The sequence below is a fragment of the Candidatus Baltobacteraceae bacterium genome (assembly GCA_036489885.1).
In the GTDB taxonomy this organism is placed as follows: domain Bacteria; phylum Vulcanimicrobiota; class Vulcanimicrobiia; order Vulcanimicrobiales; family Vulcanimicrobiaceae; genus JAFAMS01.
The window spans coordinates 2045810-2063525 of record DASXEW010000003.1 but is presented as its reverse complement, the minus strand read 5'-3'; the positions used below and the strand labels follow the sequence as shown (position 1 = coordinate 2063525).

Genomic DNA, 17716 nt, shown 5'->3' with positions numbered 1-17716 from the left:
GCCCAACTGCGTCCGAGAAACGCGACAATCCCCAGGCGCTAAGCTCTTCCTTCGACGTGGTTGTCCCGTAACTCTACCTCCTTCGAAACCCACCGCAGCAGCGTGGCGCGCAGCGCCCCGGCATCGATCGGCTTGGAGAGATAATCGTCCATCCCGGCCGCAAGACAGGCCAGGCGGTCTTGTTCCATCGCCCCCGCGGTTAGAGCGATGATCGGCGTTCGCGTGTCGTTGCGCGATTCGACCTCGCGTATGGCGCGCGCCGCGGTAAAGCCGTCCATCTCCGGCATGTGACAGTCCATGAAGACAGCGTCGAAGCGCTGTTCGGATGCGCGTGCGACTGCCTCACGTCCATTCGGAACGACGGTAACCTTACAGCCTATATGCTCGAGCTGCTTCCGCGCCACACGCTGATTGACGGCGTTGTCTTCCGCTAGCAAGACGTGCATGTGCACCGGCATGTCGCTCTGGCCTCGCACTTCACCCGGAGCTTGATGAACGCTGAGCTGCGAACGCGACATGCTACTAACGTTGGCGTCGATTTCGGTGACGACCGGTAAGCCGACTGAAAACCAGAACCGTGACCCGATGCCCTCGCGCGACTCAACGTCGAGCTTTCCGCCCATGAGCTCGACAAGGCGATGCGATATCGATAACCCGAGCCCCGTGCCGCCGAAGCGACGAGTCGTCGAGGCGTCACCCTGCGTAAAGGGTGTAAACAACCGGGACAACACCTCGGGGGTCATTCCGATGCCGGTATCGACGACCGAAAACTGCACGCGTTGGCCGTCTTGTGCTTCAACAGTCAACGTCACGCTGCCGTGGCTCGTGAACTTGACGGCGTTACCGACGAGATTGATGAGCACCTGACGTATCCGTCCGGCGTCTCCACGGACGAGCGCCGGCAAACGGTAATCGATGAATGTCATGAGACCGATGCCTTTGCGCGCTGCGTTTGGTCCGACGATTGAGGCCACTGCCTCAACGGTTCTCCGTATGTCGAACGGCGCGGTCTCGATCTCGAATTTTCCGGCCTCGATCTTTGAGAAATCGAGGATCTCGTCGATGATCCGCAACAGCGCGGCGCCAGATTCGCGAACGGTTTCGGCGAACTCGCGCTGTTCGGTATCGAGTTTCGTTTGCAGCAGCAAATCAGTCATCCCGATCACGCCGTTCATCGGCGTACGAATCTCGTGACTGATTGTAGCCACAAAATCCGATTTGAGGCGCGAGACGCGTACGGCTTGATCCAGGGCTGAAGTAAGCTCTTGACGCGCTTGCCGGCTTAACGTAGCGTCGCGCCCAACGGTTATGACGACGCGACGGCCCTCGAGCGTCGCGCCTCGCGCCGTGACCTCTATTGGGAACGTCGAACCGTCTTTGCGCAGCGCGATAACCTCGCCGCTCATGCCGCATTCCATCGCTCCCTCGAAAAACGCGTTCATGTCGCCGCGACTCGACGGAGAACGCAATAGCACGGCCGGCAGGCCAAGCAGCTCCTCGTGTGCGTATCCGTAGAGATCGCACGCGGCGGGGTTGGCCTCGAGGACACGCATCGTATCGAAATCGACGAAGAAGATCGCGTCGCGCGCGATCTCAACGATCAAACGATGCCGGGCGAGTGCTGCTTGCCGTTCCGCGATGAGCCCGGCCATGTGGCGCAGCGTGCGATCGAGCATCGCTACCTCGTCGTTTCCCGGCAAGGGCGGCCCGAGCGGTTCATCTTCTCCGATCTTGAGCGAATTGCGGCTGAGCTGCTCGATTCGGCCCGTCAGCCGGAACGCGAAAAACCATATAGCGCCGAGCAGGCCGACGATCGTGACTGCGGCAAGCGCGTGCGTGACGGCCGTCCAGGCGTCGTTCGTCCGGCGCGATGCTTCGAGCTGGTGGTTCGCCCTGGCACCCCAATCATCGATTTGCTGCTCGATCAAATCGCGTACGGCATTAAGGCTCGCCCGCGGCTCGGCCGATGAGAGTCGCGAAACGACGTCATCGCGGTGACCGATTTGCGTGAGGAGAACTTCATTGTGAAGCATCCGCATTTCGGTTGCGATTGCCTCGGCGGCGTGCGGATTCGACGCGACCTCCGAAAATTGCCGAGCATGATCGGGAATCTTGCTGACGACACGGTAATACGACTTGAGAAATGACGCATTGTTCGTCGCGACGTAGCCGTGCACACTCGTCTCTGCGTCGAGGATCTGACCGAGCAGCACTTGCGCGTTCGAAAGCCCGGCGTTGATACGCGCCGCGGCTGCTTCCGACTGATCTAGGTGTCCGTCAAACCAGAGGTCACCGAAGATAAGCGCAAGCAGCAGGCAAACAGGGCCGAGAAACGCGACGAGAGAGCGGGCTCTGATGGACATGGCCCATATCTAGCAAGCAATCGTGAGGGTTTGGTTCACGACTCGTCAGCAATTGGTGCAAACAACCAGCCCGCTCCGCCGTGGGCTTGCTCGAGCCCGAGATATCGCCGCATCCAATGACAGAGCGCACGATAGCGCAGGAGTCTGTTACGCGGCGTCCCGTTGCGCGAGAGGTCGTGGCCATCGTTTGCGAAGCGCACGAATTCCGCAGTCTTGCCAAGTGCGCGCAGCCTGCCGAACAGCTGTTCACCTTGATCGATGGGGCAGCGCAGATCGCGCTCGGAGTGCATGACGAGTAACGGCGCGTCGATGTTCTCGACGGCGCGCATCGGTGAGGCCTCGAACAGCTTGCGCCCACCGTCGCTCCAATCCAGGCTGAGCTCGTACTCGAGGAAGCCCGGAATGTCGTTTACCGTGCCCTCCGTTACGTATTCGTTGACGGCGCGCATCGAAACACCGCAGACGTACTCTTTGCAGTGTCCCATCAGCCAGGTCGTCATGAAGCCGCCGTACGAGCCGCCCTGTAATCCGATCTTGTTACCCTCGATTGGAAGGCGCTGTTTGGCCGCGTGCAAGATCGCGAGCACGTCGGCTGCGTCGAGGTCGCCCCAGTGTCCGGTAATCGCATCGGCGTAAGCTTCGCCGTACGACTGGCTGCCGCGCGGGTTACCGTACACGACGTGCATGCCGAGTTGCGCCAAGAGCTGAAACTCGAAGAAGTACGACAATCCGTAGGCGCCGTGCGGACCGCCGTGCACCGCGTGCACCAGCGGCGCCGGCCCATCTTTCGCCGCGCGAATAAACCACGCATCGAGCTCGGTTCCGTCGTCGGCTATCGGGCGAATTCGTTCCGGAACGAGCGGCGGATGCGCTTCGAGCCAAGCTGCATTTTCGCTCGGAAATCGCATCGCCGACGTTTCGCCCGGTTCGATGAGCACGATGCTGCCCGGGTCTGCGATATCGGTCGACGCAAACGCGATTGCACCGTTGCGGGCTCCGGAAAACGCGTAGATCTCCATCTCGCCGCCGGCGAGCTCGCGGCTCGAGCTGCCATCGCGTTTGTAGGCTACGATATCGCAGCGGCCTTCGAGTGAGCGTTGAATGATGATCTCTTGATCGTCCGGGCTCCAGACCGGTGTGTCGTTCTCGTGCGCACGCATGTCGCTGATAATCGCGTCGCCTAAATACTCCTTACGGTCCGGCGTCAGAGAGCGCGGCCTTCCACCGTTTGCCGGGACGCACCACAATTGACGATTGCGCGCTCCCGATATGATCTTGTCGTCTTCGTAGCCGACGAATGCGAGCTCGTCGCCGTCGCGCGAAAATGACGGCGAATCGAAGATGCCGTTCATCGACGTCAGCCGCCGAACTTCGCCACCGGCGGCCGGGACATCGTACAGATCGTTGGCGTAGATGCGTTCGCCGTTCCCGAGGTTCGCGACAAAAGCAATACGCTTACCGTCCGGAGACCATGCCGGCGTTCCGGCATCGAATGCTCCGCGTGCAACGACCTCTACATCTCCGTCAAGTGTTGCGACGTGAATCTGCATGCGTTTGCCGTCGAAAAGCCCAATTGAATCGTGCTTGTAGGGCAATGCGACGATGTGCCGCGCGCCGCTCACCTCGTCGAACGCAACCGATGTTTGCGCCGGCTCCATCTCGATCGCCGCCGCGAACGCCAAACGCGAACAATCCGGAGACCACGCGGCTGTACCGATGCGCTTAAAAGGTCCTGCGACTGCGTGGGCTTCGCCGCCGTCGGCGTGCATCACGCAGAGGTGCGTTTCTTTCTCATCGTTCGTCCGCAGGAATGCGATCTTCGTCCCGTCCGTCGACCAGCGCGGAGAGCGGTCGGCGATACCTTGCGTGAACGACTGTGCTCCCGACTTTCGCAGCCGCCACAACGAGCGCTCCGTGCGGTTCTCGTCCAGATTGTGACGGCTCCTGACGTAGACGATGTTTCGCCCGTCCGGTGATATCTGCGGGTCCTCCACACCGATGAGCCCGAGAAAATCCGATGGTGTCAGCATGTTGCCGTCCGGTGTTTCTCAGAGCGGCACGGATGCCTTCCATGCGTAGAAGGGACTTCAGGGGTCATATTGGTACTTCGGTACTATGGTACCAGAACGAAATACGGTTGAGATCGAGCGCGTGCAGACCGGACTGCGAATGGAAAAGCGTCTGCTCAAGGTGCTCAAAGGTCTCGCAGAGCTCAAGGACATGGGCGTCGGCGAGCTGCTGGAAGGCATCGTGCTCCATGCCTTCGAGGGCAAAGCACCTTTCTCGAAAGAGACGATCAAACAAATCGTTGCGCTCAAAGCGCTGTACGGTCTTACATTGCGTTCGAACGACAGTCACGCATTGCGGGAGAAATGAACATGCGACTCATCGTCGGCCTCGGACTCGGCGTGCTTGTCGGCATCCTCATCGCCGCTCGTCCGTCGAGCGCACAATCAAACACCGTCCTCGCGCACACGGATCGCACGTTTGAATTCATCGCCTTCGTGCCGATGGCGCGCGTAGCGCCGCTGTTCGGCGCTGAGCGCGAACGTGATTGGTCACCCGGCTGGAATCCGGTCTTCGCGTGGCCAGACTCACCTGCGGATCGGGAAGGCATGGTCTTCACCGTCGCCCATGGACACAAAACCTCGGTCTGGATCAACACCCAATACGATCCCGAGCACGGACGCTTTCAATATGTGTACGTCGTGCCGGACGTCATGGCAACGCTGCTCACGCTGACGCTGTCGCCGCGCGAAGCGCATACGATCGTAAGGGTGCGCTACGAGCGTACCGCGCTCAGCCCCGATGCATCATCGATCGTGCAAGAAATGGCGCAGCAGGATGACCGCGCTGCCCCCGATTGGGAACGAGCGATCAACGCGTATCTCGGAGCTCAGCGCTGAAGCGACGCAACCATCGCGCTCTCGAATTCGAGGCGATCGGCGAGCGTTCGAACGATCGCAGCGTTGAACGCCGCCGCGAGCACCGGGTCCGTCTTCTCCATCCGGTTAAAAGCCTCGCGGCTCAGCACGTAGACCGTCGATGATTGTTCCGCAATCACCGACGCGCTGCGCACGCGCGAGCGATACAAGCCCATCTCGCCGAGGATCGTCCGTTCGCCCAGACTGCGTAGCCTGACACTCTCTTCGCCGGAACCGAAAATGACGCCGACGCGACCCTGTTCGATGAAGAACATCTCCTGCGCCGGTGTACCCTCTTCACACAATATGTCGCCTTCGGACAGCTCGCGCTTCTCGAGAAAGCCTCCCAAGCGGTGCGCCAGACGAATCTCCCCCAGCTCGATCCCCAACCACTGCTCCAAGCTCGTATCCGCGTTCAAGTGTTCGACACGCTTTCGAAGCAGCTCGCCTTCGCAATACTCGAGTGCCGCGTCCAGATCGCGAAATTCGAGCACGCCGTGTTGACCGTCGCCGCCGAACCTCCACTGTTTCTCGAGATCCGGCGCAATCGCGCTGATGATGAGCTTTGACTGATCGCGCGTCGCAAGTTGCTGAATCTTCGAGAAGCTGGTCGCTGCCGACGAATCCAGACCGTGTACTCCGTGAAAATCGAGAATAAGAAAATCCGGATGCTGGCCGGGTTCTTCCAAAAGCTCCTTGATCGTACGGTACAGCCGGTCGGCCATCCCGAAAAAGATGAATCCTTGTAAAACCAGGATGCGAATGGCTTTCCCGTGGGCTTGCAACGCGTCGCGTTCTTCGAGTGAGCGCAAGACGCTGCTCCGGAAGACGTCGGCGGAAAGGTCGTGCTTGACCACGCGGACGCGGCTATAGCTCACGACGAAGATGATGCATCCGATCAGAATCCCGGTCAGAACGCCGGCCACGTAGCCGAATCGAACGACGACGGCGACGATTGCAAGGATGCTGAGATAGTCCGGCAACGGCAAACGCCGTGCCGAACGCACGCACCACTCGTAGAGCAAATTAAAGCCTGTCGTGAAGATCAAGGCGCCGAAGATGAAGGAATCGCCTCGACGATCACCGAGCCGCCGAATAAAATTCCGATCGAAGCCACGGCAACGCAAATGGGCGGGACGCGGCTTGTCCCGGCAACGCGGTAACTCACGAGCGTGTTCGTCAGGGCTCCGAGACCGACGAGCCCGCCCAGCAAGCCACTTGCGACATTGGCAATGCCCTGCACGCGCATCTCGTGATCGAGGTCGGCTTCCTCATTCGAGCCGAGTTCGACCCCGGCACGTGCAGAAACCAGCCGGCATTGCGCAAGTCGTCAAGAGATAACCCACGTGTGACGACCACGACGTAGAACGCGGCGACGCCGCCGAGCAGTAATCCCGGCAACAAGAGCGCATGCTTCACGCGCATCGTCGCGACGATCACGATCGACGAGAACACCAATCCGACGATCAGCTCTGCGCGTTCATTGGAACCCATGACGCGGAACGAGCCGGTGAGAAACAACCAGCCGGCTGCGCCGAGGACGACGCCGATGACGGGGTAGGGGATGAAGCGCATCCATCGTCCGGCCCGCATTACGCCGAGCGCAAATACGACGATGCCCACCGCGATCGTCGAGATTGCAATCGCAACCAAGACCGTCGGAATCGCCGAATGATGCTCCGGGCCTGCCAGCGTGCGCGAGATTGCAGCCGCCCCGACCGCGACGACCGCTACGGTATTGCCGGTCGGCGTTCCGATTTGAAAGCGCATCGTCCCGAATAAGGCGAGGGCAACCGACACGACGGCTGCTGCAATCAGTGACGACGTAATACCGAAGCTAAGCCCTGCCGCTAAATCGCCGTTGAAGATCAGCACGGCGTACGACAACGCGAACGTGACGGTGAGGATCGTGGCCAGCGCTCCCCCGACGAGGCCGGCCCGAAGGCTCGCGGTCACACCCTAGGTTCTACGTTGTCGTTGCGGTCTTGACTTTGAGCGGGTCGATCTTAACGCCGGGCCCCATCGTGCTCGTCATCGTGATCGATTTGAGATAGGTTCCCTTGGACGCCGACGGTTTGGCGCGAACAACCGCGTCGAGAATCGCGCCGACGTTTTCCGCGAGCTGTTGCTCACCGAAGTTTGCCTTACCGACGATCGTGTGGATGATAGCGGCTTTATCGAGACGATATTCGACTTTGCCGGCTTTAATATCACGAATCGCTGCGCCGATGTTCGGTGTGACGGTGCCGCTCTTGGGATTCGGCATCTTCTGCGCAAGAATACGGCCGAGGTTCGAGCCGACGGCGCCCATCATATCGGGCGTTGCAACCGCAACGTCAAAGTCGGCAAAGCCGCCCTTGACGCGATCGATCAGGTCTTGCTCGCCGACCACGTCGGCGCCGGCCGCTTCCGCTTCCTTGGCCTTGTCGCCCTTTGCGAATGCGATGACGCGAACCGTCTGACCGGTTCCATGGGGGAGACTGACCGTGCCGCGCACATTTTGATCGGACTTCTTCGGATCAACGCCGAGACGAATGTGCAGCTCGACCGTTTCGTTGAACTTTCGGTTCGCCGCGTTGCGCTTGACGATCGCCGCGGCCTCGGACATATCGTACAGCTTCGTCGCATCATAGCTCTCGGCCATGTTGCGATATTTCTTGCCGTGATGTACTGCCATTAGCTGCTCACCTCAACGCCCATATTGCGCGCGGTTCCGGCGATGATCTTCATCGCTGCGTCGATGTCGTTAGCGTTCAGATCGGGCATCTTCGTTTGCGCGATCTCGCGCAGCTGCGCTTGCGTGAGCTTGCCGACTTTTTGCCGGTTTGGTTCTTTCGAACCCGACTCGATGCCGAGTGCGCGCTTGATCAGGAACGACGCCGGCGGCGTCTTTGTGATGAACGAAAACGTGCGATCTTCATAAACGGTAATTTCGACCGGAATGATCATTCCAGCTTGACTCTGCGTACGTTCGTTGTACTGCTTGCAGAAGTCCATGATGTTGAGCGAATACGGCCCGAGCGCAGGTCCGACGGGCGGCGCAGGCGTCGCTTTTCCGGCTTCCAACGCAAGGTTGATCTTGCCGGCAACTTTCTTTGCCATTCTTTTCTTCCTAACGACCGATTGCGGTCTGCCCCATTGTTCGAGTGCGGGGGTGGAGTCGGCCGGATCCGCACCTGCGCCCGGAGGGCGCAACCCAGGCATTGTACCAAAGGCTCCGTAAATTGTCAGTACCGGCATGGCAAACCAAGCTTCTGACCAACCCGCTGCCGACGGCCTCGTTAAGATCGAGGATGAGTTCGGCGCACACAACTACGACCCGCTCGACATCGTCCTCACTTCGGGCGAGGGTATCTGGGTCACCGACGTCGGTGGTGCGACTTATATCGACGCGCTCAGCGCCTACTCGTCGCTGAACCTGGGCCACCGACACCCGCGGATCATTGCTGCACTCCAGGCACAAGCCGAGCGCTTGACGATCACTTCGCGCGCGTTTAGGAACGACCAGCTGCCGCTTTTCTGCGAGGAGCTGGCGGAGTTATGCGGTCTGGACGTCGTGCTCCCGATGAACACCGGAACCGAAGCCGTCGAAACGGCAATCAAGGCGGCGCGGCGCTGGGGCGTGCGCGCCAAGAAGATCAAGGAGCCCAAGATCGTCGTCTGTGAGAATAACTTTCACGGACGCTCGACCACGATCATCGGCTTTTCCAGCGACGAATCGTACCGGCGCGATTTTGGTCCCTTCACTCCGGGGTTCGTTAGCGTTCCGTACGACGACATCGCCGCGCTGGAGAAAGCGCTGACCGATGACGTTTGCGCGTTTCTCGTCGAACCGATTCAAGCCGAAGCCGGCATCATCGTTCCAAAGACCGGTTACATGCGAGAGGCCGCGGAGCTCTGCAAACAGCGCGGTGTGCTGTTCGTTGCCGATGAGATTCAAACCGGACTCGCACGTACGGGCAAACTTTTCGCACTCGACTACGATGAGGTCAAGCCGGATCTCCTCATTCTCGGCAAAGCGCTGGGCGGCGGCGTGTATCCCGTCTCCGCGGTCGTCGGCCGTCGCGAAGTAATGGATGTCTTTGATCCGGGAAGTCACGGCAGCACCTGGGGCGGGAATCCGCTGGCGTGCGCGGTTGCACGCGAAGCGATCCGCGTCATGAACGATGAGAATCTCGCGCAAGCGGCGACGGAACGCGGCGATCAGCTCACGTACGAGCTGGCCGACATGCGCTCGCGCAACATGGTTGAGATTCGCGGTCAAGGGCTTCTGCTGGGCATCGAGCTGAAGGTTCCCGCCCGCAAGTACTGTGAAGCGCTTGCGAAGGCCGGCGTGCTGACGAAAGAAACGCACTCGCACGTCATCCGCATTTGCCCCCCTCTCATCATCAGCGAAGAAGACGTCGAGGAGCTGGCCGAGCGCATCGCCGAGGGTTTTGAGGCCGTCGAAAAAGCCTAAAGCAGCTTACCGTCGTCGTTGGCGCCCAGTATCAGCGGCCGGACGAGCGATATCGGGAAATCACCGTACTGCAAGAGGGCAGCATGGAAGCCGGCGAGTGTAAACTGCTCGCCCATCTTCTTCTTGTAGTCGCCGCGCAGCTTCAGAATCTCCATCTTTCCGAGCGTGTAGTACCCATAAATGGGATCTTGCGTTCCGCGCTTGGCTTCGGCGCGCGCATCGGCCGGATCTTGGAAGCCTTCGTCTTCGAATAAACGCTGCGCTTGCGCGACCGTCATCCCTTGGGTGTGGAGCTTCACGCCGGCGACGTAACGCACGTTGCGGAGCAGTGCTTCGCGCAGTTGCATCAAGCGCACGCGCGGATCGCCGTTCCCCCAACCCTCGTCAACGATCATCTGTTCGCAGTAGTGCGCCCAGCCTTCCGAAAAGGAGTTGCTCGAGACGAGCTTCTCCGTGAGCGTAAGCGACAGATGCCGATCGAGCATGAAGTTGGTGAAATGCCCGGGGTAGACTTCGTGCGCGCCGACGATCGGGCGTTCGAAATCATTGAACGTCTCCAGATATGCCTCTTGAATACGTGGCGGGTCATGCGGATCGGGGGGCGTGACGAAGTAGTAGCCGCGCGTCGCTACGGTTTCAAGTGGGCCCGGTGAGTCTTCTTGTGCTGTCACGGTCGAACGCGCGAAGGGCGGCGTTTCGCGGACCGCAACGTTCGCCTCGGGCGGCAACGCGATGATGTCGTGTTTGGTGATGAATCGGCGCAGACGCACGAGATCACGCGCGGACGCCGCAAGGAGCTGGGCACCGGACGGATGCCGGCGTGCAACGTCCGCGATCACTTGCGGAACGGTCTTGTGCGGATCGATGAGGTGCGCGACCGCGACGATACGCGCGTGATTCACCTCCAGCGCGCGTTCACCGAGGGACAGATACTCGGAAAGCGAGAGATCGATGCCGTCTTCGTAACGCAGCATTGCGACGTAATTGGTCGCGCCGATCGCATAGCTGCCCGTGGGGTGCGTGATCTTTGTTCCTAGCCACGCTGCATAATGTGTGGCTGCCGCACTTGCACGCCGGGTCGACGCCTGGAAATCACGCTGGAGACGCGCATCCTTCACACTCGCGAACGCCTTCGGCACGTCGCTCCCGAAAAACGATGCGAGCCCGAGCGCATCGTCGCGCCCGATTAGTGCGCTGGCCGCGTCGACCGTCGTAAGGTTGGCGCGTGCGCGTGCGAAGAGGAGTGGAACCGCATTTTCCCGTGCGATGACGTCGCGCATCCGCGTCGTCAACGGTGCAAAATCGCGGTTGATGAGGGCGAAGACGCCGTAGCTCGCTTCGCCCACGTAGTTGTCGGGGCGATGTCGCCAGAGCGCCATCGTCTCGTTCTGCAAAAGATTGTCTCGAATCTGCAGCTCGAGGGCTTTCGCGTCCATTCGTGTCCGAGGTGAGAGATTCTGCTGCTCGATGCCCAGCAGCGTCCGCAGATTTGCATGATCCTCGGCGTTATAGCGCGCGAACGCGGCCGCCGAGAGATCGTTCGTCAGACGGTCGTAGGAATGCACGCCCGTCGACGTCGCGTCAATCGGGTCGCGCGCGAAGCTCCGGGCAAAATACTGCTGCGCGAATGCCGAATAAGCGTCGTCGGCGCTCCCCTGCGCCGGGGCCGCAGACACGGTCAGTAGCGCCGCAATCAGCAGACCAGCCAAAAGAGGCACTGACCTGGTCAGGCTTGGCTTAGACCTTTTCGATCTGATAGAACTCGAGCTCGACGGGCGTTTCGCGTCCGAAGATCGAGATAAGCGCACGCACTTTCTCTTTTTCGGGTTGGATCTCGTCCACGATTCCAGTGAAATCGAAGAACGGTCCGGACGTGACCTTGACGCGGTCGCCCTTTGCGAAGTCGATCTTGAGCTTGGGCGTCTCGATGCCCATCTGCTTGAGAATCGTCTTGACTTCTTTATCTTGCAGCGGGACCGGTTTCTCACCGGAGCCCGGCGAGCCGACGAATCCCGTCACGCCCGAGGTGTTACGCACGACGTACCAGGACGAATCGTCCATGTCCATCTCGACCAAGACATAACCCGGGAACACTTTCTTGGGCGTGATCTTGCGCTTGCCGTCTTTGAACTCGACTTCGTCTTCCATCGGGACGAGCACGCGAAAGATCTTGTCTTGCATGTTCATCGAGTGAATGCGGCGCTCGAGATTGGCCTTGACCTTGTTCTCGTAACCCGAGTACGTGTGAATCACGTACCACTTTTTGCGCTCGCTCTTTTGCGAGGACGCAGCCGGACGAGGTGCTTCCTCTTCTGCCTCATCGACGTCTTGCGCAGCCTCGACGACTTCCGCATTCGACATTTCTTCGGTCGTCACGGTCTCGACAATTGCATCCGCGATCGCCGTTTCCGGAGTCGTTTCGCCGTTCTGCGGAGGGGCGAGCTCTGTTTCTTCGTGGGTGTCGTGCATAACCTTAGGTCGACCCTCCGTGCAGTAGCGCGAAGAGCTGGGTGAAAAGCCAATCGCAACCGGACGTAAACAATCCGACGACGATGACGAGCGTTACGGTCAACGCCGTCGCGCTCACCCATTCCTGACGCGTGGGCCACGTGACCCGGCGCATCTCCGAAATGAGCCCTTGCATATATTCACGACTACGCGCCATGCGTTCTGCACGCGGCGTGTTTGCGGTCGTACGGCCCGGGGGCCGATTCATCGTACGTTCAGCCATAATAAAAAACCCACACAACGGGGGTTTTCAAGAGCCCCGCGTTCCTCATACTACCCTGAAATCCCCCCTACGGATACGGCTGAGCCGCTTGGCTTACTTGGTTTAGCCCAGGGCCTGGTCTGGGAAAGAACCCCTGGGAGGATGTCCGGAGATCGCTACACGCCGGCGCAAATTGCGCGTTATTTTTCCGTCGACTCCTCGGTACGCGACCAAAGCCCGGCGAGCAGTCGTCGCGTATCTCACCAGCCTCGGTGTCGCTGAAAGCGATCTCGTCGACCTCGAACAAGCCGCCGGTGAAGCAATCGCCAACGCTGTCGAGCATGGCTTCCGCGAGGGTTCGTACTTCGAGATTCGTGCAGCAGTCCAAGAGGGTATTTTGCGCATTGAAGTCGAGGACGACGGCCCGGGTTTCGAGCCGCAAAATATGAGTGACCCGCGCAGCGTGCGAGGTTTTGGCATTACGGTCATGCGCATGCTGGTAGGTCGCATTACGTTCCTCAAGCGCGGACGGCTCATTCGCCTCGAGCGGCGTCTCGATGAGCTCTCCCCGCGCGTGCAAGATCGTAGCTGCAGCTAGGCCACAAAGTAAAGACTCCAAACCCAAGTTTGGAGTCTTCGTTAATGGCAGGGCGGACAGGACTCGAACCTGCAACCGACGGTTTTGGAGACCGCTACGCTACCAATTGCGCCACCGCCCTAAGGGGGCGTTATCGTTGTTCGCGATGCGCGCGCTGACACCGGCACCAGCGGCAATACTTGCTGAGTTCCAACCGTTCGGTGGTCTTCACCTTATTCTTGAAAGTGTTATAGTTGCGCCGCTTGCACTCCGTGCACGCCAGCGTGACCATCACACGGTTCTCTTTTTTTGCCACCGACTAAAACCTCAAGCGCGGACATGAAAGAAACGGACACGCAGTCCGTTCGGGCCCCATAATACCATGCGTTGCAAAGACCGTCCACCGCATTTTAGGGCCAAAGCAAGCAGACCCCACCCGTCGAAGGAACAGCCGCAATGAGCATGACCGCCGCCGATACCGTCCGCCGGTCCCAAGAGACTCTGCTCGCTTTTGGTGTCGCCCTGGCCGAGGCGCAAGGGATGAACGGCGCCGATGCCCACACCCTCGTGGAAATCATGGTCCGCTGCGACGCGCGCGGGATCAGCTCGCACGGCCTCTACCGGCTGCCGAGCTACTTGCGCCGGATGGCGGCGGGCGGCATCGACCCAAAAGCCCGGCCGGAAGTCATCCGCGAATCCTCTGCAACCGCCGTCGTCGACGCCCGCCACGCCTCCGGTTACGTCGCGAGCCGCTTTGCGATGGACAAGGCGCTCGCGCTCGCGGAACAGTTCGGAATCGGCGCCGTAGGGGTGCGTAATTCGAATCATTTCGGTGCTGCCGGCGCGTACGTGCTGCAAGCCGCCGAGCGTGGCATGATCGGAATCGCCACCACCAATGCACCCGCGTGCATGGCGCCGTGGGGAGGCATCACGCAGATGCTCGGTAACAATCCGATCGCATTTGCCGCGCCGCGCGCGAACGGCAATCCCTTCGTGCTCGACTTCGCGCTTTCGCAAGTTGCAAAAGGATGGGTCCGTCTCGCGTATGCCGCCAAACGCGCCATTCCAAGCGGCTGGGCCATGGACGCGCAGGGCCGCCCTACGACGGATTCCGCGGAAGCAATGCGCGGATTGCTCGTCCCGATCGGTATGTACAAGGGCACCGGTCTTTCGATTGCGATGGATTTGCTTGCCGGACTCCTGGTCGGATCAAAAGCGTCAGGAGATCTCGCGCATCAGGAAAGCTTGGACTCTCCCGGCCTGGTCGGACATTTTTTCCTTGCGTTGCAAATCGAGCGCTTCATTGAGCTGGACGACTTTCAAGCCAAGGTCGCGTCCCTGCTCGATCGCATCGAAGGGTCAGCCCACGCAATCGGCGTCGATCGCATTCTGGTCCCCGGCAAGATCGAAGCGGACAAAGAACGCGCCGCCGCACGCGACGGCGTGAGCATCGCGACCGAGACCTGGAACGAGTTGCTCAAGGACGCGCAGCGTCTTGGTCTAGCGGCGCCTAGCTAATATTCAAGCGACCGTTTTCTTAAATATAGGGTAAACGCTAAGCGTCAGGTTCTTCGCCATGGGAGAGAGCGATGGCACTGCTGCCCACACGTTTGCTCGTTACTTTTGCGTTTGCCGTTTTCGCGGTCACTGCTCTGTGCAGCTGCGGCGGTGGCTCCAGTTTGCCGTATCGCGCTCTCACTACCGCGACGAACAACGTAACCGGACCCGTGCTCCCGGGCGGGGACTCTCTCAAACTCGCCCCGCTCGGCGGGTATAGCGGTCTGATTACGTTCTCGCAGAGCAATGCGCCGGCCGACACGCAAGCGACGTTGACCTCGATCCTTGGGCAGCCGGCGGGTGGTCCGCAACCACAGACGTTGCGGAGAATCAAGTCCGGTGCAGCCCCCAATATCTCGTTTTCCGTTGAGCTTTCTCTGAACAACACCGTCACATTCACCGCGCTGCCTTCATTCGTGCTATCGCTGCCCAGCTCGGTCTCGACGAGTGGTCAAACATTTTACATCGCAGTCTTCGATGGCCCGACCTCATCGGCGAGCGAACTTGCGACGCTCGGACCGGCGTCGGTCAGCGGATCGACATTGACGTTCACCGGTCCGGCGCAACCGACGACTCTTAACGCGAACACGACCTACTTGTTCGAGCTCTACGAAACGAGCAGCACTCAAGCCGCAGCGGGGACGATCTACGTCGTCAACGCCGGCAGTCAGGTCGAAGCATTTGCCGCCGGATCAAGTAGCGGAGCTACCGCGCTGACGACGTTCACATCGAGTGTGCTCGCACATCCGAGCGGGATGGCCGTCGATGCCACCGGTCGTGTCTACGTTGCGCAGTCGCCGAACATCTACTCTTACACGTACGCGTCGTACGACGGGCAAACTACCGTCACGCCTACGACGACGCTAACGACCGTCACAGGACCATGGGGACTCGTCATCGATGCCTCGGGCGATCTGGTCGCGACCGACTCCTCGAACAACGCCGTCGACTTCTTCAGCCCTGGTGCAAACGGCGCCGCATCCGCGCTCAAATCCGTCTCCGGAAACAGCACGCAGCTGAGCACACCCTATCAGGCCGGATTCGACGGCAGCGGAAACCTCTACGTTCTCAATGCCGGCAATTCGAGCATTACCGTGTACGCGGCGAGCGCGCTTGCGGGGAGCGGGACGCTCAACGTCGCACCCATTGCGGTTATCACCAGCACGCCTTCGGCGATCGATCATCCCGTCGCGTTTGCAGTCGATTCGACGGGCCGCATTTACGTTGGAAACTCGGCAAATACGACGATCAGCGTCTTTAGCTACGGAAATGGCTTCCAAAGCCCACTCGCGACGCTGACCGGCGGTTCCGGTGGAACGCTGCAGTTTGGCTGCATTTGCGAATCAACGCTTGCCGTCGACGCATCGAACAACTTCTACATTGCGGGCGAGACCGATCCGGACGTGCTCATTCTCAACCCGGTGATGTCGTCGGCGGCGACGCCGACAGCGACGATTACATCGTCGACGCTCACGAACGTACAAGCCGTCAGCGTCGTCCCCTAGAGAGTAGTCGCGCGGCCGGGCGGAATCGAACCGCCAACCTAGGGCTTAGGAGTCCCTCGCTCTATCCAATTGAGCTACGGCCGCCCGCCGTGCTATGGTGCGCATTATGCAAATTGGCGTTCACATCCCGCCCATGAATGCGGCCCCGAGGGGTTGGACGATCGGAAAAGACGCGCCGCCGGGCTTCGCAGCGTTTTATCGCGCGCTACACGACGGCTTTACCGCGCGACAACAAGCACTCGCGGCGAAGCGCCGAATCGCGCACGACGCTTCGCGTGCCGGAACGCCACCCACATATCTTCCGCCATCTCAAGCAACGACGAGCGATTGGCGCATCGATCTTCCCGCGTGGATCGCGGATCAACGCAATCAAATGACGGGTCCGGCCGACGACGCCGAGCTTTCCGTGAAGTTGATGAACTCAGGCTCTCCGGGCGTGATGCTCGATCTCGAAGACTCGATGGCCAACGTTTGGAACGCGACGATGGCAGGCATCGACAATTGCATCGCAGCGCTCTACGGCGAACTTTCCTACGACGATGCAAAGCGCGGTCGCCGTGTGGGCATCGAGCCGAGCTCGACCGTCGTTTCGATCCGGCCTCGCGGATTGCACCTCTCGCAAGCCGGCGTAATCCCGGATGCGCTGACGTCAGCGTCGCTGTTCGACCTGGCGATGCTCGTCTATCGGCTCGATTTCGCACGCCTGCGCCATCCGCTCACGATATATATTCCGAAATCCGAATCGGCCGAAGAAGCCTCTTGGTGGCGCGACGTTTTCGCGGCGCTTGCGGACGCAAAAGGCGCGCGGCGTGACTACATCAAGTGCATGGCACTCGTCGAGGCGCATCCGATGGCGTACCAGATGGAAGAATTCGCCTACAACCTGCGCGACAACATCGTTGGGCTCAACCTCGGGCGATGGGACTACATGGCGAGCTTGATCGACTTTGTCTTCAACGATCCGGACTGGATCTTGCCGGACCGCAACACGATCCCGCACGACGTGCCGTTCTTCCAAAATTTGCGATGCTTGATCCCCGAGATCTGCCACCGTCACGACCTTCTTGCAATCGGCGGCATGACCGCACTCTTCCCCGATCGTTCGAACCCGGAGCTCAACGCACGCGCGCTCAAAGCGCTTGCCGAAGACAAGAAGAACGAAGCCTCGGCCGGCATGGACGGCGCCTGGACAGGTCATCCCGATCAAAACGAGATAGCGGTTGCGCAATTTCCGTTTCCGAATCAGGTTGCGCGCTGGGACCCCAGCGCGAACACGCATCCGGATTTACGACCGGCGCCCACAGGGATCGGGACGCGTAGCGAAACCGGGACGCGGGCCGGCGTGCGCACCGTCATTCGCTACCGGCACGGATATCTCACGGGTCTCGGCGCGAGCTTACTCGACGGTTATATGGAAGATCTCGCGACCGACCGCATCTACCGTCTGATGATCGCGCAGCGCGTGCAACATGGCATGCACACGGCCGCGGACGTAACGCGCTTCTTCGATGAAGAGCTTGGAAAATTGCTGAACGAGAACCCGGCCGACGCGAGCGTCTTCAAAGAAGCCCGCGTCCAAGCCGAGGACATGATCACACGGAATTTCGTCGACCCGATTTAG

17 protein-coding genes and 2 tRNA genes are annotated in these 17716 nt (G+C 60.3%); 7 read left to right on the top strand and 12 right to left on the bottom strand.

Annotated features, from left to right (window positions below):
• Positions 1 to 38 precede the first annotated feature (38 nt).
• Positions 39 to 2363 carry an ATP-binding protein gene (locus VGG22_16180; protein HEY1729908.1) on the bottom strand — a complete coding sequence of 775 codons (2325 nt, stop codon included), beginning with the start codon at positions 2361 to 2363 and terminating at the stop codon, positions 39 to 41.
• A 35-nt stretch (positions 2364 to 2398) separates the two neighbouring features.
• Positions 2399 to 4393: a S9 family peptidase gene (locus VGG22_16175; GenBank protein ID HEY1729907.1), complete on the bottom strand. Its 1995-nt coding sequence runs from the start codon at positions 4391 to 4393 to the stop codon at positions 2399 to 2401.
• An 85-nt stretch (positions 4394 to 4478) separates the two neighbouring features.
• On the opposite strand from VGG22_16175, the gene VGG22_16170 reads away from it, so the two are divergent.
• Entirely contained in the window at positions 4479 to 4739 is a 261-nt protein-coding gene (locus tag VGG22_16170; protein HEY1729906.1) for a hypothetical protein, read from the top strand.
• A 2-nt stretch (positions 4740 to 4741) separates the two neighbouring features.
• On the top strand, positions 4742 to 5269 hold the full coding sequence (locus tag VGG22_16165; GenBank protein ID HEY1729905.1) for a hypothetical protein: 528 nt from the start codon (positions 4742 to 4744) through the stop codon (positions 5267 to 5269).
• Here VGG22_16165 and VGG22_16160 read toward each other — a convergent pair.
• The 4 genes from VGG22_16160 to rplK form a co-directional block, all read right to left on the bottom strand.
• Positions 5260 to 6336, bottom strand: a complete 1077-nt coding sequence (locus VGG22_16160; GenBank protein HEY1729904.1) for a cyclic nucleotide-binding domain-containing protein — start codon at positions 6334 to 6336, stop codon at positions 5260 to 5262. The genes VGG22_16165 and VGG22_16160 overlap by 10 nt on opposite strands.
• A 130-nt stretch (positions 6337 to 6466) precedes the next feature.
• Entirely contained in the window at positions 6467 to 7243 is a 777-nt protein-coding gene (locus tag VGG22_16155) for a SulP family inorganic anion transporter (protein HEY1729903.1), read from the bottom strand.
• 10 nt (positions 7244 to 7253) lie between these two features.
• Positions 7254 to 7964: a 50S ribosomal protein L1 gene (rplA, locus tag VGG22_16150; protein ID HEY1729902.1), complete on the bottom strand. Its 711-nt coding sequence runs from the start codon at positions 7962 to 7964 to the stop codon at positions 7254 to 7256.
• Complete coding sequence (rplK, locus tag VGG22_16145; protein ID HEY1729901.1) at positions 7964 to 8389, bottom strand: 50S ribosomal protein L11; 426 nt, start codon at positions 8387 to 8389, stop codon at positions 7964 to 7966. Before rplK ends, rplA begins: the two co-directional genes overlap by 1 nt.
• A 136-nt stretch (positions 8390 to 8525) precedes the next feature.
• On the opposite strand from rplK, the gene rocD reads away from it, so the two are divergent.
• Positions 8526 to 9746, top strand: coding sequence for an ornithine--oxo-acid transaminase (rocD, locus tag VGG22_16140; GenBank protein HEY1729900.1), 1221 nt, complete (start codon positions 8526 to 8528; stop codon positions 9744 to 9746).
• Here rocD and VGG22_16135 read toward each other — a convergent pair.
• From VGG22_16135 to secE, 3 genes are all read right to left on the bottom strand, one after another.
• Entirely contained in the window at positions 9743 to 11422 is a 1680-nt protein-coding gene (locus VGG22_16135; GenBank protein HEY1729899.1) for a DUF885 domain-containing protein, read from the bottom strand. The genes rocD and VGG22_16135 overlap by 4 nt on opposite strands.
• A gap of 61 nt (positions 11423 to 11483) precedes the next feature.
• The gene (nusG, locus tag VGG22_16130) at positions 11484 to 11999 is read right to left on the bottom strand and encodes a transcription termination/antitermination protein NusG (protein HEY1729898.1); all 516 of its coding nucleotides are present in this window, start codon (positions 11997 to 11999) and stop codon (positions 11484 to 11486) included.
• A gap of 220 nt (positions 12000 to 12219) precedes the next feature.
• Positions 12220 to 12462 carry a preprotein translocase subunit SecE gene (gene secE / locus VGG22_16125; protein ID HEY1729897.1) on the bottom strand — a complete coding sequence of 81 codons (243 nt, stop codon included), beginning with the start codon at positions 12460 to 12462 and terminating at the stop codon, positions 12220 to 12222.
• Positions 12463 to 12649: 187 nt separating this feature from the next.
• On the opposite strand from secE, the gene VGG22_16120 reads away from it, so the two are divergent.
• Entirely contained in the window at positions 12650 to 13054 is a 405-nt protein-coding gene (locus VGG22_16120; protein ID HEY1729896.1) for an ATP-binding protein, read from the top strand.
• A gap of 45 nt (positions 13055 to 13099) precedes the next feature.
• Here VGG22_16120 and VGG22_16115 read toward each other — a convergent pair.
• Together VGG22_16115 and rpmG are read right to left on the bottom strand one after the other, a co-directional pair.
• Positions 13100 to 13175 (bottom strand) — tRNA-Trp (locus VGG22_16115).
• Positions 13176 to 13184: 9 nt separating this feature from the next.
• Positions 13185 to 13349: a 50S ribosomal protein L33 gene (gene rpmG / locus VGG22_16110; protein ID HEY1729895.1), complete on the bottom strand. Its 165-nt coding sequence runs from the start codon at positions 13347 to 13349 to the stop codon at positions 13185 to 13187.
• 140 nt (positions 13350 to 13489) lie between these two features.
• Here rpmG and VGG22_16105 point away from each other — a divergent pair, with 140 nt between their 5' ends.
• Both VGG22_16105 and VGG22_16100 read left to right on the top strand, forming a co-directional pair.
• Positions 13490 to 14551 (top strand): Ldh family oxidoreductase, encoded by a 1062-nt coding sequence (locus VGG22_16105; GenBank protein ID HEY1729894.1) that lies wholly within the window; start codon positions 13490 to 13492, stop codon positions 14549 to 14551.
• Between the two features lie 71 nt (positions 14552 to 14622).
• The gene (locus tag VGG22_16100; GenBank protein ID HEY1729893.1) at positions 14623 to 16095 is read left to right on the top strand and encodes an NHL repeat-containing protein; all 1473 of its coding nucleotides are present in this window, start codon (positions 14623 to 14625) and stop codon (positions 16093 to 16095) included.
• Between the two features lie 10 nt (positions 16096 to 16105).
• Here VGG22_16100 and VGG22_16095 read toward each other — a convergent pair.
• Positions 16106 to 16179: transfer RNA gene (locus tag VGG22_16095), tRNA-Arg, on the bottom strand.
• Between the two features lie 22 nt (positions 16180 to 16201).
• Here VGG22_16095 and VGG22_16090 point away from each other — a divergent pair.
• Complete coding sequence (locus VGG22_16090) at positions 16202 to 17716, top strand: hypothetical protein (protein ID HEY1729892.1); 1515 nt, start codon at positions 16202 to 16204, stop codon at positions 17714 to 17716.

What these genes read in the sequence shown, in the direction of transcription:
- rocD (HEY1729900.1), top strand. Translation starts at nt 8,526, where the DNA reads ATGGCAAACCAAGCTTCTGACCAACCCGCTGCCGACGGCCTCGTTAAG.
- rplA (HEY1729902.1), bottom strand. Translation starts at nt 7,964, where the DNA reads ATGGCAGTACATCACGGCAAGAAATATCGCAACATGGCCGAGAGCTAT.
- secE (HEY1729897.1), bottom strand. Translation starts at nt 12,462, where the DNA reads ATGAATCGGCCCCCGGGCCGTACGACCGCAAACACGCCGCGTGCAGAA.
- rplK (HEY1729901.1), bottom strand. Translation starts at nt 8,389, where the DNA reads ATGGCAAAGAAAGTTGCCGGCAAGATCAACCTTGCGTTGGAAGCCGGA.
- VGG22_16100 (HEY1729893.1), top strand. Translation starts at nt 14,623, where the DNA reads ATGGCACTGCTGCCCACACGTTTGCTCGTTACTTTTGCGTTTGCCGTT.
- VGG22_16180 (HEY1729908.1), bottom strand. Translation starts at nt 2,363, where the DNA reads ATGTCCATCAGAGCCCGCTCTCTCGTCGCGTTTCTCGGCCCTGTTTGC.
- VGG22_16105 (HEY1729894.1), top strand. Translation starts at nt 13,490, where the DNA reads ATGAGCATGACCGCCGCCGATACCGTCCGCCGGTCCCAAGAGACTCTG.
- VGG22_16175 (HEY1729907.1), bottom strand. Translation starts at nt 4,393, where the DNA reads ATGCTGACACCATCGGATTTTCTCGGGCTCATCGGTGTGGAGGACCCG.
- VGG22_16170 (HEY1729906.1), top strand. Translation starts at nt 4,479, where the DNA reads ATGGTACCAGAACGAAATACGGTTGAGATCGAGCGCGTGCAGACCGGA.
- VGG22_16165 (HEY1729905.1), top strand. Translation starts at nt 4,742, where the DNA reads ATGCGACTCATCGTCGGCCTCGGACTCGGCGTGCTTGTCGGCATCCTC.
- VGG22_16090 (HEY1729892.1), top strand. Translation starts at nt 16,202, where the DNA reads ATGCAAATTGGCGTTCACATCCCGCCCATGAATGCGGCCCCGAGGGGT.